We start from the raw sequence: 13,932 nt of genomic DNA, 5'->3' as shown, positions 1-13,932 counted from the left end.
GTCAAAGCCGACGTGCCGGCCGGCATCTCCACGAAGGGCACCGCCCTCCTCCTCCCCGGCTTCACCGGCAGCAAGGAGGACTTCAACCCCCTCCACCAGGCGCTCACCGCCCGCGGCTACCACACCGTCGCCGTGGACGGCCGCGGCCAGTACGAGTCGGACGGCCCGGAAACAGACGAATACGCCTACGCCCAGGACGAGTTGGCCCGCGACGTCCTCGCCCAGGCCGCCGCGCTCGACACCCCCGTACACCTGGTGGGCCATTCCCTCGGCGGCCAGATCGCCCGAGCCGCCGTGCTCCAGGACCACGCCCCCTTCCGCTCCCTCACCCTCATGGCCTCCGGCCCCGCCCAGATCTCCGTCTCCCAGCAGCAACGCGTCAAGCTGCTCCAGGACGCGCTCGCCGTCATGACGATGGCCGAGGTGTGGGAGGCGATCCAGGCGATGGAGCCCCCGGAGGAGGCCGAGGCCGGGGACCTGGACGAGGGCCTCGCCGACAGCGAGGACCTGCGCCGCCGCTGGCTGGGCAACAAGCCGGCCCAACTCCTCGCCACAGGGCGCCAGTTGTGTGTGGAACCGGACCGCGTGGCGGAACTCGCCACCGTCCCGATCCCGTTCCACGTCCTCTCGGGCTCCCGCGACGACACCTGGCCGGTGACCCTCCTCGACGACATGGCCCTGCGCCTGCGCGCCCGCCGAACCGTCATCCAGGGCGCGGAACACTCCCCCAACACGGACAGGCCCCAGGAAACGGCCCAAGCCTTCGCCGACTTCTGGGACCGGAACTAGTACTGCGCCTGCAGGTGCTCCCAGAACCCGTCGCGCAACGCCCGCCGCAGATCCGCCTGCCCCCGCAGCGAGTACTGAAGCAGCCCCTCCGCCTCCACCAGCAGGTCCTGATCCACCGACCCCGGCAGATAAGGGTGCCCCGGCAGCAGCTCCACCAGCGCCTCCCGCCCCCGGGCCGCCAGCCACTTCGCCGCGATCTGCGCCCCGACGAAGCGCACGTCCTCCCGGCTCGGCCGGACCGCCGTCGCCTCATAGGCGGCCGCCGTCCGCCGGGAGACATACGGCTTGAAGAAGTCCAGGTCAAAGGTCCGCTGACTGTCCACCTCCCACAACAGCGGCTCCGCCTGGTTACGCCCCTCCGGCGCCTCGATCCCCCACAGGTGGACCCGCGCCCCGTACCCCTGCGCCGCCTCGACCGCCGACACCAGGTCCTCGTCCCCGCCGAGCAGCGCCGCGTCGCTGATGGCCCGATGTCTCGCCAGCGACTCCAGGTCCGACCTGATCAGTGAGTCGACGCCCTTCTGCTGGTTGTTGGCGTTGAGGTTCCCCAACCGGACCTTCACGTCCGGGAGTTCCGCGATGGACTGCTGCTCCGCGGTATGGATACGACGCCGAGCCCCGTCGTACCAGTAGACCCGCAGCAGCCGGCTGTCCGCGAAGATGGTCCGCGCCTTGTCGATGAGCGCCTCGATCAGCCCCTCCGCGTCCAGATCGAAGGCGCGCCGGTCCTCCGTCCCGGCGACGAGACGCCCCGCGGCTGCATACAAATACCCCGCGTCGACGAAGATCGCATGCGTCGAGGGCGTCTTCGCCACCTCGGCGAGCATGCGCTGAAGCAGCTCGTTCGTGCGGTCGATGCGGTCGCCGAGCGCCGCTTGGTCGTCGTTCATCGCCTCCATTGTCCCGGCGGTCACGCTGCGAACACAACCGGTCCCGGTCAGTCTCCTTCCTTCACCTCCCTTGTCCCTTACCGGTCAATTATTAGCCGTTCGAAAAATTTCCTTAGCGTAGGGAATGTTTGTAACACGCAGGCCGTTGACTGGTACGGAACACAGCGAGACGAAGGGAGAGGCCATGCGCTTCGAAATCATGCGACTCGACGAGGTCAACGGCACGACCGTGGACAGCAAGGTCGTGGACGCCGCCTCCGTCAACCGGATCGTTCAGCAGGCCGCCGCCATCGGACAGCGCCTCTGGATCAGGCCGGCCGACGAGCCGGCCGCGTAACAGACGCGGATCACCCCAGAAGCTTCAGAGCCCCCGCCCGGCACCGACGCCGGACGGGGGCTCTGCGCCTACCGGGACGCTCAGGCCCCCTTGATCACCTGAGTGACCCCGTTGATGATCTGCTGCACGGCGATCGCGGACAGCATCATGCCCGCGAGCCGGGTCACCAGCACGACACCGCCGTCCTTGATGACCCGGATGATCAGCAGCGAGTACCGCATCACCAGCCACAGCACGACGTGAATGGCGAGGATCGCGCACCACACCGCCACCTGCGAGGCGACACCGTCGGCCTTCTGCACGGCGAGGATGACGGACACGATGGCACCGGGACCGGCGAGCAGCGGCATGCCGAGCGGAACCAGCGCCACGTTGACGTCCTTGGTCTGCTTGGGCTCGTCGGTCTTGCCGGTGAGCAGATCCAGGGCGATGAGAAGCAGCAGCAGCCCGCCCGCGATCATCAGCGCGGGCACCGAAACATGCAGGTAGTTCAGGATCTGGTGCCCCAACAGCCCGAACACCGTGATCACACCCCCCGCCACGCACACGGCCTGGAAGGCCATCCGCTTCTGCACCTTGCCGGGCCGGCCGGCGGTCAGGGCGAGGAAGATCGGGGTGATCCCGGGGGGATCCATGATGACGAACAGGGTCAGGAACAGAGAGCCGAAAACGGCGGCGTCGAACATGACGAAGGAAGCCTTGCGGTAAAGAATCCGGACTGGAGGACGACGGCGAACAGACCGTCAGACCCCACCCGCACCCGGCACCGGAAACGCTCCGGTGGCCCGCCGAGTGATCTCCCCGTACACCTCGGGATCCGTCACGTACTCGCCGAGCACGCACGTCTTCCGGCTGCCGTGGTAGTCGCTGGACCCGGTGACCAGCAGTCCCAGCTCCTTGGCCAGCCCCCGCAGCCGCGCCCGCGTCTCCGGGTCGTGGTCCATGTGGTCGATCTCGACGCCGTCCAGGCCGGCCGCGGCCATCTCGGCGATCGCCGATTCCGGGACCGTACGACCGCGCTTGCTGGCGCCGGGGTGCGCGAACACCGTCACGCCCCCCGCGGCCTTGACCAGCCGGATCGCCTCGAAGGGATCCGTCTCGTGCTTGTCCACGAAGGCCCGTCCGCCGTCGGCCAGCCACTCGGGCGTGAAGGCGTCGGTCACGCTCGCCACGACACCCAGCTCGACCAGCGCGGTGGCGACATGCGGCCGCCCGACCGACCCGTCCCCGGCGATCCGCAGCACCTGCTCCCAGGTGACCGGCACGCCCAGCCCGTTCAGCTTGGCGACCATGCCCTGGGCCCGCGGCACCCGGTCGTCCCGCACCAGCTCGCGCTCGGCGAGCAGGGCCGGCTCCTCGGGGTCGAAGAGGTAGGCGAGCATGTGCATCGAGATGCCGTCGATACGGCAGGACAGCTCGGCGCCGGTGACCAGCGTGAGCCCCTCGGGCAGCGCGCCGATCGCCTCGGCGTACCCGCGGGTGGTGTCGTGGTCGGTCAGCGCGACGACGTCCAGCCCGGCCGCGGCGGCGTTGCGCACCAGCTCGGCGGGGGTGTCCGTACCGTCGGAAGCGGTGGAGTGGGTGTGCAGGTCGATGCGCACTACGCGGACTCCAGACAGCGACGGAACGACAGGGAACGCTCAAGGATAACCGGATTTTCGAGCTCCCCTGTCACACCCGCACCCGCACAGCGACCCCTACACAAACGCCCAGCGGGCGCTCAGCGAACCCCTAGGGTTCCAACAGTCGCGGCGACAGCGCCCCGCAGGGCACGAGCTCCACTTCCGCCCCCGCGTCGCGCAGATCCGTCAGCACCAGCTCGTCGTACATCAGCAGCCCCGACTGCTCGGGCCACACCACGGCCCACAGCCACAGCCCGCGCGCCTCGCCCGCGAACACCGCACGGTCGTCCGGCGTGCCGGAGACGTGCCAGAGCGGCGTGGGACGGCCGCCGGCCAGGACCTTGGCCTGGGGCGGCTTCTCGACGCTCATGTACGGCCCCGGGTCCGGGCCGTCGATACCGGCGTACCGCGCGCCGAGACCGACGCCCAGCTCCTCGGCGACGAGGATCAGCTCCCCTATACCGCCGAGCGGGCCCGGTCCCGAGCAGGCCACCGCGGTGGCTCGGCCGCCGTGCCGGTCGTCGCCGGCGCAGGCCACGCCCGTGTGCAACCAGCCGACCGGCAGGGGCCACGGCATCCACACCGGCACCTGCGTGCGATGCACCACCACGCTGAGGGCCTCGACGCTGGGCGGGATCACGGGCTGCACCGGATGCACGGTGCCGTGCACATCGCACTGCCAGGTATCGGCGAAGAGTCCGGGAGCCCTGACCCGGCCACCACACTTCGGGCAACTGGGTTCGCCCCTCATAGGGCCCCACGGTCCTACCCTCGCTCCGCCACGTCAAGGACGATCACCCGTCCGGACGGAACCCTTCACCGGCCGGAACTAGATGCATCTTGCATTAATTAGCTGCCCTAACTTACTATGTGCATATACCAACCATCCCGTCGGGACAGGAGCACATGATGGGAGCAAGTCAGGACCCCTTCGACGCGGGAGCCGGCAGCCTCCTGCGACAGCCCAGGGCCGTGTGGGCCACGGCCGGCGCGTCCGTCGTCGCCTTCATGGGCATCGGACTCGTCGACCCGATCCTGCCGTCCATCGCCAAGGGCCTGGACGCGACGGCAAGTCAGGTCTCGCTCCTCTTCACCTCGTACTTCCTGATCACCGCCGTCGCGATGCTGGTGACCGGCTTCGTCTCCAGCCGTATCGGCGGCCGCAAAACCCTGCTGCTCGGCCTCGCCTTCGTGGTCGTCTTCGCGGGTCTCGCGGGCACCTCGGACTCGGTCGCCGAACTCGTCGGCTTCCGCGCGGGCTGGGGGCTCGGCAACGCCCTCTTCGTCTCGACCGCCCTCGCGGTCATCGTCGGCGCGGCGGCCGGCGGCAGCGCCGCGGCGATCCTCCTCTACGAGTCCGCACTCGGCCTCGGCATGGCCTGCGGCCCGCTGCTGGGCGCGCTGCTCGGCAACCAGAGCTGGCGCTACCCGTTCTTCGGCACCGCGTTCCTGATGGCGGTCGGCTTCCTGTGCATCACGGTGTTCCTGAAGGAGCAGCCGAAGCCGGCCCGGAAGACCTCGCTCCTCGACCCCGTCAAGGCGCTCGGGCACGGCGGCCTGGCCTCGGCTGCCGTCTCCTCGTTCTTCTACAACTACACGTTCTTCACCGTGCTGGCCTTCACGCCGTTCGTGCTGGACATGACCCCGTACAGGTCGGGCGCCGTCTTCTTCTGCTGGGGCGTGCTGCTCGCCGTCTTCTCGGTCCTCGTGGCACCGCGCATGCAGGCGCGGTTCGGCTCGCTGAAGGTGCTCGGCGGCTCGCTGGTACTGCTCGCGGCGGACGTCCTGATCCTCGGCTACGGCAGCCATACCACGGCCGTCGTCTGCACGATCCTGTCCGGCGCCTTCATCGGCGTGAACAACACCGTGTACACCGAGCTGGCGTTGGGCGTGTCGGACGCGCCGCGTCCGGTGGCGAGCGCCGGCTACAACTTCGTGCGCTGGTTCGCGGCCGCCGCGGCGCCCTACTTCGCACCGAAGATCGAGGAGTGGACCGACATCCACGTCCCGTTCGTGGTCGCGGCGGTCACCGCACTGCTGGGCGCGCTCGTGGTCGTCGTACGACGGAACGCGCTCACCCACGACGCCGAGGAGCTGGAAACGCGGCACGCCACCGAGGACGGTGTCACCGTGTTCGCCAACTGACGCTTTTCGGCCACCGGTTGGTGAGCTTGCTCACTTGGTGGGTCAGTCGAGCGGGACGGACTTCCGGGAGGGATCGCGGAGGTCCGTTCCGTTCGTCAGCCAGCGTTCCTGGAGGGCCGGGGCGCCGTGGACGCGTTTCCAGGCGGCCTCGTTCGGGGTCATCGGGAGCAGGGGCAGGAAGTGGACCGGGGAGAGGGGCTCGTCGAGGTCGAGGTCCTCGACCAGGCCGCCCGGCTCGGCGACCAGGACCGAGCTGAACGGGGCGCCGGGCCACAGCGGTTCGCCGACGTCGAGGGAGGCGCCGGGGGCCACGATCACGCCCTCGACCTGCGGGGACGCGGCGAGCACGGCGAGCGGGCGGAGCGCCTTGTCGGTGTCGGCGAGGCCGCCGCGGACGGAGAGGACCAGTTCGGCGCGGGGGCCCTTGACGGGATCCGCGAGGACGGCGGTGGGGTCGCTCATCGGCTGTGCGGACATGCCGAGGGTGGCGTAGCGGACGATGTCTCCCGAGCGGAAACGGAGCACCTCGATGCGGTCCGTGCCCAGGAAGGTGACGGCGGCGCGCGCGTCCGGTTCGCCCAGCGCGGAGCGCAACCGGGCCTCTACCAAGGGAAGAACATCAACCATGCGGCGAGCATAGAACTCGTCAGTACCGGGCAAAGCAGCGCCTTGACAGTTTGGGCGGCTGATACTCTGGCCCGGTCGTTCGGGCAGCACGCAGAAGCGTCGCGAACAAGTCCCGACGCGCTTGGTACTCCCTTACGAGGGACCGGCCGGAGGAGGTGGGGCTGTCATGGATCGAAGTCACCCGTGCAGTACCACTCGCTCTTCCCGCCGCTGATACAGCTGATCCGGCTCTGGCTGACCGCCGCCTTTCACGCTCACGTCTTCTTGCGGAAGAGCGCTTCGTCTCGTTTTGCCTGATCCGTCTGATCTGACTCTGTAGCGAAGCTCGCCACCGCGATGGTGCGGTGCTCCCCGCTTTGTGGACGTGCCAAACACCCGCAGTCAGGACGTCCCCATTCCGGGTAGTTCCACCCCTCGTCGGCGCCCTTTCGTTGCCTGCCACGAAGGAGCCAGCCATGTCGATGATCCGTGACCTCCGTGCCGCGGTCCGGCCCTCCCGCAGCCTGTCGCTGCGCAAGGACACCGGTTCGTACGACACGACACGCGACCCCGGCACCCCCTCGGCCGTCGTCGACTGCGCCGTCTACCGCGACGGCGCGCGCGTCGACACCGGCCGGTCGCTGACCCCGCACGAGGCGATGCGCCAGGTGCGCCGGGACGGGGGCTTCGTCTGGATCGGTCTGCACGAGCCGACCGAGGCCGAATTCGCCGGTATCGCGAGCGAGTTCGGGCTGCACCCGCTGGCCGTGGAGGACGCCGTCCAGGCGCACCAGCGGCCCAAGCTGGAGCGCTACGACGACTCGCTCTTCACCGTCTTCAAGACCATCCACTACGTCGAGCACGACCGGCTGACCGCCACCAGCGAGGTCGTGGAGTCCGGCGAGGTGATGTGCTTCACCGGCCGGGACTTCTTCATCACCGTCCGGCACGGCGGCCAGGGCTCGCTGCGCGCCCTGCGCCACCGGCTTCAGGACGACCCGGAGCTGCTCGCCAAGGGCCCCTCGGCGGTGCTGCACGCGATCGCCGACCATGTCGTCGACGGCTATGTCGCGGTCGCCGACGCCGTGCAGGACGACATCGACGAGGTGGAGACCGAGGTCTTCTCGCCCGGCCGGCGCGGGGTCTCGCGCGGTGTGGACTCGGCACGGATCTACCAACTCAAGCGCGAGGTACTGGAGTTCAAGCGCGCGGTCTCCCCGCTGCTGCGGCCCATGCAGCTGTTGAGCGAGCGGCCGATGCGGCTGGTCGACCCCGACATCCAGAAGTACTTCCGGGACGTCGCCGACCACCTCGCCCGCGTCCAGGAGCAGGTCCTCGGCTTCGACGAGCTGCTCAACTCGATCCTCCAGGCCAACCTCGCGCAGGCGTCCGTGGCGCAGAACGAGGACATGCGGAAGATCACCGCGTGGGCGGCGATCATCGCCGTACCGACGATGGTGACCGGTGTGTACGGCATGAACTTCGACCACATGCCCGAACTGCACTGGCGCTACGGCTACCCGATGGTGCTCTGCCTGACCGTGGGCCTGTGCCTGGGCATCCACCGCACGCTGAAGCGCAACGGCTGGCTGTGAGCGGGCCTGGATAGGCTGGGCCCATGACAAGCGAGCTGCTCGACCAGGCCCTCGTCGAGGAGGCCACGAAGAAGTCCGGTCTCGTCTGGGTCTCGGGAGCCGGCCTCCCGGCCCGCGCGCTGTGGCACGTGTGGCACGAGGGTGCCGCCTGCGTGGTCGGCGACGGACCGGGCGAGCAGCCGCTGCCGGGGCTGACCGACGGCGGCCCGGCCGAGGTCACCGTGCGCAGCAAGGACAAGGGCGGCCGGCTGGTCTCCTGGTCCGCGAAGGTCGTGGAGCTGACCGCCGGGTCCGAGCAGTACGAGGCGACGGTCGCCGAACTGAAGGGGAAGCGGCTCAACGCCCCCGACGGCGAGGCGATGCCGGAGCGCTGGGCGCGCGAGTGCCGGGTGCTGCGCCTGGAACCGACCGGGGCGACAGCGCCGTTGCCCGCCGAGAGCCTGGCCGAGGCACCGCTGCCGACGCCGGCCACGACCCGCAAACCCATCCCCGCCGGGCTGCCGAAGCTGCTGCTGAAGAAGCGCCGACGGTAGCCGTCTAGGACGCCGGCAGCTGCTTGCCGTAGTCCACCGTCTCGCTGTCCTTCGGCTCGCTGAGCCGGAAGGCCTTGTCCCAGGAGGAGAAGGTCAGGCTGCCGGCGCCGGCCGCGCGGTCCAGCCGTAGCGGATACGGCTTGCCCTCCAGGGAGACGTCGAGGGTGCCGCCGGAGCCCTTGTCGCCGGTGATGCGGATGGTGCGGGTACCCGCCTGCTCGTGGTGCCCGTCCGTCGCGAGCGAACCGTGCAGGGTGAGCAGACCCCCGAGGAGTACGTCCATGTCCGTGAAGCCGCTGAACTTCTTGTACGCCGGGTCGCCCGACGGCACCTTCACGTACTTGCCGTCGAGCTTGCCCGCGGCCGAGTCGTCCTTGTCCCCGTCCTTCTCCTCGTCGGCGTGGTTCCAGAACTCCGCGTCGGCCTTCAGGTACAGCCGCTCGCCGATCCGCAGCAGCCCGAAGGCCCCGGCCTTGGAGGTGACCGAGCCGGTGGCGCCGCCGGACTTCAGGCGCATGTCGAGTCTGTACGTGCGTCCGTTGGTGACCACGGTTCCGGAGAGGCGTACGGCCCCGGCCGAGTCGGCGGCCGCCCGGGTCTTCGACTGGATCGTGGCGGCCGGCAGCTTGCCGACCCCGTTGGTCCCCGCGTCCGGGTCCGAACTGCATCCCCCGAGCAACCCCGCCCCCACCACGGCCAGTACGCACAGCGCGGTCCTGCGGTTACGGCCCTGGGGAATCGCAGTCACAGGCGGGGCTGCCTTTCGGTCGCGGGGCGTGCGGAGCGTACGCAGCGTACCGGTGAGTCGGGGGTGCGGCGGAGGCAGTCCGTCCGGACCTCCCACCAGCGCGGATCCGATCGGTACGGGCTAGCCTGAAGCCCACCCGAGCGGGCAATCCGGATAAAGAAAACCAACACGGAACTATCGCAAGAAAAGGAGGCGCAGCCATGGCAGCGGGCGCCCCTTCCCGGATCTTCGTCTCGCACCTGTCCGGGATCGCAGTCTTCGATCCGAACGGCGACCAGGTGGGCCGCGTACGCGATCTCGTGGTCGTACTGCGTGTCGGCCGACGGCCCCCGCGCGTCCTCGGACTGGTCGTCGAACTGCCCACCCGGCGTCGCATCTTCCTGCAGATGACCAGAGTGACGAGTATCGAGTCGGGCCAGGTCATCGCCACCGGCGTGCTCAACGTCCGCCGCTTCGAGCAACGGCCCACCGAGCGCCTCGTCTTCGGCGAGCTCCTCGACCGCCGGGTCACCCTCGCCGAGACCGGCGAGGAGGTCACCGTCCTCGACCTGTCGGTGCAGCAGCTCCCCGCCCGCCGGGACTGGGAGATCGACCGCGTCTTCGTGCGCAAGGGCAGGAAGGGCGGCGCCTTCAGAAGGGCCAAGGGCGAGGCGCTGACCGTCGAGTGGTCCGCCGTCACCGGCTTCTCCCTGGAGGAGCACGGACAGGGCGCCGAGAGCCTCCTGGCCACCTTCGAGCAGCTGCGCCCGGCCGACCTGGCCAACGTCCTCCACCACCTCTCGCCCAAACGGCGCGCCGAGGTCGCCGCCGCCCTCGACGACGACCGGCTGGCCGACGTACTCGAAGAGCTCCCGGAGGACGACCAGATCGAGATCCTCGGCAAGCTGAAGGAGGAACGTGCCGCCGACGTCCTGGAGGCCATGGACCCGGACGACGCGGCCGACCTGCTCTCCGAACTCCCCGAGGATGACAAGGAGCGGCTGCTGAGCCTCATGGAGCCCGGCGACGCGGCCGACATGCGGCGCCTGATGTCGTACGAGGAGCACACCGCCGGCGGTCTGATGACGACCGAGCCGATCGTGCTGCGGCCCGACGCCACCGTCGCCGACGCCCTCGCGCGCGTGCGCAACCCCGACCTCTCCCCCGCGCTCGCCGCCCAGGTCTACGTCTGCCGCCCGCCCGACGAGACGCCGACCGGCAAGTACCTCGGCACGGTCCACTTCCAGCGGCTGCTGCGCGAACCGCCGTACACGCTGGTGAGCGCGGTCGTCGACGACGACCTTCAGGCCCTCGACCCCGAGTCGGCGCTGCCCCTGGTCGCCGGGTTCTTCGCGACGTACGACATGGTCGCGGCGCCCGTCGTCGACGAGGCCGGGTCGCTGCTCGGCGCGGTGACCGTGGACGACGTACTCGACCACATGCTGCCCGAGGACTGGCGGGAGACCGAGTTCCACCTGGACGAGGGTGCGGAGGGGGTGGCCGCTCATGGCTCCTGAGCGCGAGAACACACGGGAGCGCACCCCGGCCGGCGCGACGGCGACCACGCGCCCGCGGGCCCGTCTCGACCAGCCGCGTCCGCCGCGCCGGAGGCTGCTGCCGGAGTGGGACCCGGAGGCCTTCGGGCGGCTGTCGGAACGCATCGCGCGCTTCCTCGGCACGGGCCGGTTCATCGTCTGGATGACGGTCGTCATCGTGCTGTGGGTGGTGTGGAACATCTTCGCGCCGGGCAGCCTGCGCTTCGACAACTACCCGTTCATCTTCCTCACCCTGATGCTGTCCCTCCAGGCCTCCTACGCGGCCCCGCTGATCCTGCTCGCGCAGAACCGGCAGGACGACCGCGACCGGGTCAACCTCGAACAGGACCGCAAGCAGAACGAGCGGTCCATCGCCGACACCGAGTACCTCACCCGGGAGATCGCCGCCCTGCGCCTCGGACTGGGCGAGGTGGCCACCCGGGACTGGATCCGCTCCGAGCTCCAGGACATGGTCAAGGAGCTGGAGGAACGGCAGAACGGGCACCGGGGGCACGTCGTATTCCCGGCAGAACGGTCGCCCGGACGTGACGTAGACGACCGGTGACGGGCTTACCGGGGCCCGGCTACCGAGCCGTACCATCGTTCCTATGGCTAGCGAAGACGCGGTGCGCGAGGCACTGGCGACGGTGAACGACCCCGAGATCAACCGACCCATCACCGAGCTCGGGATGGTCAAGTCGGTGGACATCGCTGCGGACGGGGCGGTCGCGGTCACCGTGTACCTGACGGTCTCCGGCTGCCCGATGCGCGAGACGATCACCCAGCGGGTGACCGACGCGGTCTCGGCGGTCGAGGGCGTCACCCGGGTCGACGTCTCGCTGGACGTGATGAGCGACGAGCAGCGCAAGGAGCTGGCGACGGCTCTGCGCGGCGGCACCGCCGAGCGCGAGGTCCCCTTCGCCAAGCCCGGCTCGCTCACCCGTGTGTACGCGGTGGCCTCCGGCAAGGGCGGCGTCGGCAAGTCCTCGGTGACGGTGAACCTGGCGGCGGCGATGGCGGCCGACGGCCTCAAGGTCGGTGTCGTCGACGCCGACATCTACGGCCACAGCGTGCCGCGCATGCTGGGCGCGGACGGCCGCCCGACCCAGGTCGAGAACATGATCATGCCGCCGTCCGCGAACGGCGTGAAGGTCATCTCGATCGGCATGTTCACCCCGGGCAACGCGCCGGTGGTGTGGCGCGGCCCGATGCTCCACCGGGCGCTCCAGCAGTTCCTGGCGGACGTGTACTGGGGCGACCTGGACGTTCTGCTGCTTGATTTGCCGCCTGGCACGGGCGACATCGCCATCTCCGTCGCCCAGCTGGTCCCGAACGCCGAGATCCTGGTCGTGACGACCCCGCAGCAGGCCGCCGCCGAGGTCGCCGAGCGCGCGGGCTCCATCGCCGTCCAGACCCACCAGAAGATCGTCGGCGTGGTCGAGAACATGTCCGGCCTGCCCTGCCCGCACTGCGGCGAGATGGTCGACGTCTTCGGCACGGGCGGCGGCCAGACGGTCGCGGACGGCCTGACCAGGACCACGGGTGCTTCCGTGCCGGTGCTCGGCTCGATCCCGATCGACGTCCGCCTCCGCGAGGGCGGCGACGAGGGCAAGCCGGTGGTCCTGACCGACCCGGACAGCCCGGCGGGCGCGGCCCTGCGGGGCATCGCGGGCAAGCTGGGCGGCCGGCAGCGGGGCCTTTCGGGACTGTCCCTGGGGATCACCCCGAAGAACAAGTTCTAGGGAACTTCTTACGACTGTGGGGCGCCATCCGGTGGGATGGTGCCCCTTTTGTCGTCTCCGTCGTCGTCAGGCGTACTCGCCGATGTCCTTGATCATCGCGAAGCCGAGCCCGTACGCACTCATGCCTCTCCCGTACGCCCCCACGTGCACGCCTTCCTGTGTGGACCCCGCGAGCACCCAGCCGAACTCGGACTCGCGGTAGTGGAAGGGGGTCGGCACGCCGTCGACCGGCAGGGAGAGCGTCGACCACTCCTCACCGGCCAGGTCGTCGGCCAGCGCCCACGCGGTCTCCGTCTGCTGCTCCAGCCAGTCGTCCCGCAGCGAGTGGTCCATCTGCCCGGGCCAGGTGAACGACAGCAGCCCCACCCCCGCCAGCCAGGCGGCCGAGGAGACCGAGGTGGCCTCCAGCAACCCCGTGCCGTCGGCGCTCCGCCGGGACGGATTCGCCGCGACCGTCACGACGACCGCGAACTTCTCCCGCGGCTCACCGGTGGAGCCGACCGCGTACTCGTTCTTCACGGAGGGCTCGTCACCGTGTCCGATGGACCCGTGCTCGACCGCCCCGTCGGCCGCCGTCCCGACCTGCATCAGCCAGCGCGGGCCCGTGAAGGCCTCGTCGAGGCCGTACCACGGGAAGGGCGCCTCCAGGTAACCGTCGACCGTGCGCCGGGCGGAGGGAACCTGTTGTCCACCCTCCGCGGCCGGCGCCTGCGCGACCTGACTCGTCGTCTCCATGTGCCCGGACGCCTCCTCGCTCTCGTCGGACCGAAGCGGCCCGCCCCCCTTCGGGCTGACTCGTCCGGTCCGCACAACAACTCGGCAGCATAGCCACACCACAGAGAGCAACCGGGAAATCGCCCGGCGCGTGGGTCGTGCGGGAGGCGGGTTCAGGCCGTGCGGAGGCGCGAACGACTATGAAACGCGTCACGTACGACGGTTTCGCGGGCGGTGTCCGTACGGCTCAGGTGGCGTCCGCGTCGAAGGGCGGGCGGTCGTCGTCCTCGGGCTTCTTGGTCATGTCGACACGGCCGGAGGAGGACGGACCGGAGGACGCGGAGGAGGACGAGGAACCGGACGACGACGGCGCGTCGGTGCTGTGCACCGCGTCCGTGACCTCGGCCATCTCCTTCTTCAGGTCGAAGCCGTTGCGGATCTCCTTGAGCCCCAGTTCGTCGTTGTCCAGCTGCTTGCGGATGAACGTCTTGGGGTTGAGGTCCTCGAACTCGAAGTCCTTGAACTCCGGGCCGAGTTCGCTACGGATGTCTTCCTTGGCGCTCTCCGAGAACTCCCGGATCTTGCGGATCGTCCGCATGACGTCCTGAATGACCTTCGGGAGCTTGTCCGGACCGAAAACGAGCACGGCGAGGACAACGAGCGTGATGAGCTCGAGCGGTCCTATGTCATTGAACAC

Annotated in this window: 16 protein-coding genes; 8 read left to right on the top strand and 8 right to left on the bottom strand. The window is 69.7% G+C overall.

The features are described 5' to 3' along the window. Positions 1–12 precede the first annotated feature (12 nt). Positions 13–789 carry an alpha/beta fold hydrolase gene (locus ACQEWB_RS32390; RefSeq protein ID WP_432837246.1) on the top strand — a complete coding sequence of 259 codons (777 nt, stop codon included), beginning with the start codon at positions 13–15 and terminating at the stop codon, positions 787–789. On the opposite strand, the gene ACQEWB_RS32385 is transcribed toward ACQEWB_RS32390, so the two are convergent. Further along, on the bottom strand, positions 786–1,679 hold the full coding sequence (locus tag ACQEWB_RS32385) for an NYN domain-containing protein (protein WP_432837244.1): 894 nt from the start codon (positions 1,677–1,679) through the stop codon (positions 786–788). The two genes, ACQEWB_RS32390 and ACQEWB_RS32385, sit on opposite strands and share 4 nt — an antisense overlap. 184 nt (positions 1,680–1,863) lie before the next feature. On the opposite strand from ACQEWB_RS32385, the gene ACQEWB_RS32380 reads away from it, so the two are divergent. Next, complete coding sequence (locus ACQEWB_RS32380; RefSeq protein ID WP_432837242.1) at positions 1,864–2,016, top strand: hypothetical protein; 153 nt, start codon at positions 1,864–1,866, stop codon at positions 2,014–2,016. Between the two features lie 80 nt (positions 2,017–2,096). On the opposite strand, the gene ACQEWB_RS32375 is transcribed toward ACQEWB_RS32380, so the two are convergent. From ACQEWB_RS32375 to ACQEWB_RS32365, 3 genes are all read right to left on the bottom strand, one after another. After that, the gene (locus tag ACQEWB_RS32375; RefSeq protein ID WP_432837240.1) at positions 2,097–2,702 is read right to left on the bottom strand and encodes a MarC family protein; all 606 of its coding nucleotides are present in this window, start codon (positions 2,700–2,702) and stop codon (positions 2,097–2,099) included. A gap of 57 nt (positions 2,703–2,759) precedes the next feature. Beyond that, positions 2,760–3,617 (bottom strand): PHP domain-containing protein, encoded by an 858-nt coding sequence (locus ACQEWB_RS32370; protein WP_432837238.1) that lies wholly within the window; start codon positions 3,615–3,617, stop codon positions 2,760–2,762. Positions 3,618–3,747: 130 nt separating this feature from the next. Then, positions 3,748–4,389: a DUF6758 family protein gene (locus ACQEWB_RS32365; RefSeq protein WP_432837236.1), complete on the bottom strand. Its 642-nt coding sequence runs from the start codon at positions 4,387–4,389 to the stop codon at positions 3,748–3,750. A 158-nt stretch (positions 4,390–4,547) separates the two neighbouring features. On the opposite strand from ACQEWB_RS32365, the gene ACQEWB_RS32360 reads away from it, so the two are divergent. Continuing rightward, positions 4,548–5,783, top strand: coding sequence for an MFS transporter (locus ACQEWB_RS32360; protein ID WP_432844137.1), 1,236 nt, complete (start codon positions 4,548–4,550; stop codon positions 5,781–5,783). A gap of 42 nt (positions 5,784–5,825) precedes the next feature. On the opposite strand, the gene ACQEWB_RS32355 is transcribed toward ACQEWB_RS32360, so the two are convergent. After that, on the bottom strand, positions 5,826–6,410 hold the full coding sequence (locus ACQEWB_RS32355) for a suppressor of fused domain protein (protein ID WP_432837234.1): 585 nt from the start codon (positions 6,408–6,410) through the stop codon (positions 5,826–5,828). 455 nt (positions 6,411–6,865) lie between these two features. On the opposite strand from ACQEWB_RS32355, the gene ACQEWB_RS32350 reads away from it, so the two are divergent. After that, the gene (locus tag ACQEWB_RS32350; protein ID WP_432837232.1) at positions 6,866–7,984 is read left to right on the top strand and encodes a magnesium and cobalt transport protein CorA; all 1,119 of its coding nucleotides are present in this window, start codon (positions 6,866–6,868) and stop codon (positions 7,982–7,984) included. A 23-nt stretch (positions 7,985–8,007) separates the two neighbouring features. After that, the gene (locus tag ACQEWB_RS32345) at positions 8,008–8,517 is read left to right on the top strand and encodes a hypothetical protein (protein ID WP_432837230.1); all 510 of its coding nucleotides are present in this window, start codon (positions 8,008–8,010) and stop codon (positions 8,515–8,517) included. A 4-nt stretch (positions 8,518–8,521) separates the two neighbouring features. Here the strand turns inward: ACQEWB_RS32345 and ACQEWB_RS32340 are convergent, their stop codons facing one another. Then, positions 8,522–9,265, bottom strand: coding sequence for a hypothetical protein (locus ACQEWB_RS32340; RefSeq protein ID WP_432837228.1), 744 nt, complete (start codon positions 9,263–9,265; stop codon positions 8,522–8,524). Between the two features lie 200 nt (positions 9,266–9,465). On the opposite strand from ACQEWB_RS32340, the gene ACQEWB_RS32335 reads away from it, so the two are divergent. The 3 genes from ACQEWB_RS32335 to ACQEWB_RS32325 are packed head-to-tail and all read left to right on the top strand — an operon-like array spanning position 9,466 to position 12,521. Continuing rightward, positions 9,466–10,761 carry a magnesium transporter MgtE N-terminal domain-containing protein gene (locus tag ACQEWB_RS32335; RefSeq protein WP_432837226.1) on the top strand — a complete coding sequence of 432 codons (1,296 nt, stop codon included), beginning with the start codon at positions 9,466–9,468 and terminating at the stop codon, positions 10,759–10,761. Further along, entirely contained in the window at positions 10,751–11,344 is a 594-nt protein-coding gene (locus tag ACQEWB_RS32330) for a DUF1003 domain-containing protein (protein WP_432837224.1), read from the top strand. The genes ACQEWB_RS32335 and ACQEWB_RS32330 overlap by 11 nt, the downstream gene beginning before the upstream one ends. A 43-nt stretch (positions 11,345–11,387) precedes the next feature. Next, positions 11,388–12,521 (top strand): Mrp/NBP35 family ATP-binding protein, encoded by a 1,134-nt coding sequence (locus ACQEWB_RS32325; protein ID WP_432837222.1) that lies wholly within the window; start codon positions 11,388–11,390, stop codon positions 12,519–12,521. Between the two features lie 66 nt (positions 12,522–12,587). Here the strand turns inward: ACQEWB_RS32325 and ACQEWB_RS32320 are convergent, their stop codons facing one another. Together ACQEWB_RS32320 and ACQEWB_RS32315 are read right to left on the bottom strand one after the other, a co-directional pair. Then, on the bottom strand, positions 12,588–13,256 hold the full coding sequence (locus ACQEWB_RS32320) for a hypothetical protein (RefSeq protein WP_432837220.1): 669 nt from the start codon (positions 13,254–13,256) through the stop codon (positions 12,588–12,590). Positions 13,257–13,482: 226 nt separating this feature from the next. Beyond that, positions 13,483–13,932 (bottom strand): sec-independent translocase, encoded by a 450-nt coding sequence (locus tag ACQEWB_RS32315; RefSeq protein WP_432837218.1) that lies wholly within the window; start codon positions 13,930–13,932, stop codon positions 13,483–13,485.

The organism is Streptomyces sp. CA-249302, from assembly GCF_050936785.1.
Taxonomy (GTDB): Bacteria; Actinomycetota; Actinomycetes; order Streptomycetales; family Streptomycetaceae; genus Streptomyces.
Note: the sequence above shows the minus strand (reverse complement) of the source record. Positions and strands in the feature narration are given on the sequence as shown.

What these genes read in the sequence shown, in the direction of transcription:
- ACQEWB_RS32385 (WP_432837244.1), bottom strand. Translation starts at nt 1,679, where the DNA reads ATGAACGACGACCAAGCGGCGCTCGGCGACCGCATCGACCGCACGAAC.
- ACQEWB_RS32380 (WP_432837242.1), top strand. Translation starts at nt 1,864, where the DNA reads ATGCGCTTCGAAATCATGCGACTCGACGAGGTCAACGGCACGACCGTG.
- ACQEWB_RS32375 (WP_432837240.1), bottom strand. Translation starts at nt 2,702, where the DNA reads ATGTTCGACGCCGCCGTTTTCGGCTCTCTGTTCCTGACCCTGTTCGTC.
- ACQEWB_RS32365 (WP_432837236.1), bottom strand. Translation starts at nt 4,389, where the DNA reads ATGAGGGGCGAACCCAGTTGCCCGAAGTGTGGTGGCCGGGTCAGGGCT.
- ACQEWB_RS32360 (WP_432844137.1), top strand. Translation starts at nt 4,548, where the DNA reads ATGGGAGCAAGTCAGGACCCCTTCGACGCGGGAGCCGGCAGCCTCCTG.
- ACQEWB_RS32355 (WP_432837234.1), bottom strand. Translation starts at nt 6,410, where the DNA reads ATGGTTGATGTTCTTCCCTTGGTAGAGGCCCGGTTGCGCTCCGCGCTG.
- ACQEWB_RS32350 (WP_432837232.1), top strand. Translation starts at nt 6,866, where the DNA reads ATGTCGATGATCCGTGACCTCCGTGCCGCGGTCCGGCCCTCCCGCAGC.
- ACQEWB_RS32345 (WP_432837230.1), top strand. Translation starts at nt 8,008, where the DNA reads ATGACAAGCGAGCTGCTCGACCAGGCCCTCGTCGAGGAGGCCACGAAG.
- ACQEWB_RS32335 (WP_432837226.1), top strand. Translation starts at nt 9,466, where the DNA reads ATGGCAGCGGGCGCCCCTTCCCGGATCTTCGTCTCGCACCTGTCCGGG.
- ACQEWB_RS32330 (WP_432837224.1), top strand. Translation starts at nt 10,751, where the DNA reads ATGGCTCCTGAGCGCGAGAACACACGGGAGCGCACCCCGGCCGGCGCG.
- ACQEWB_RS32325 (WP_432837222.1), top strand. Translation starts at nt 11,388, where the DNA reads ATGGCTAGCGAAGACGCGGTGCGCGAGGCACTGGCGACGGTGAACGAC.
- ACQEWB_RS32320 (WP_432837220.1), bottom strand. Translation starts at nt 13,256, where the DNA reads ATGGAGACGACGAGTCAGGTCGCGCAGGCGCCGGCCGCGGAGGGTGGA.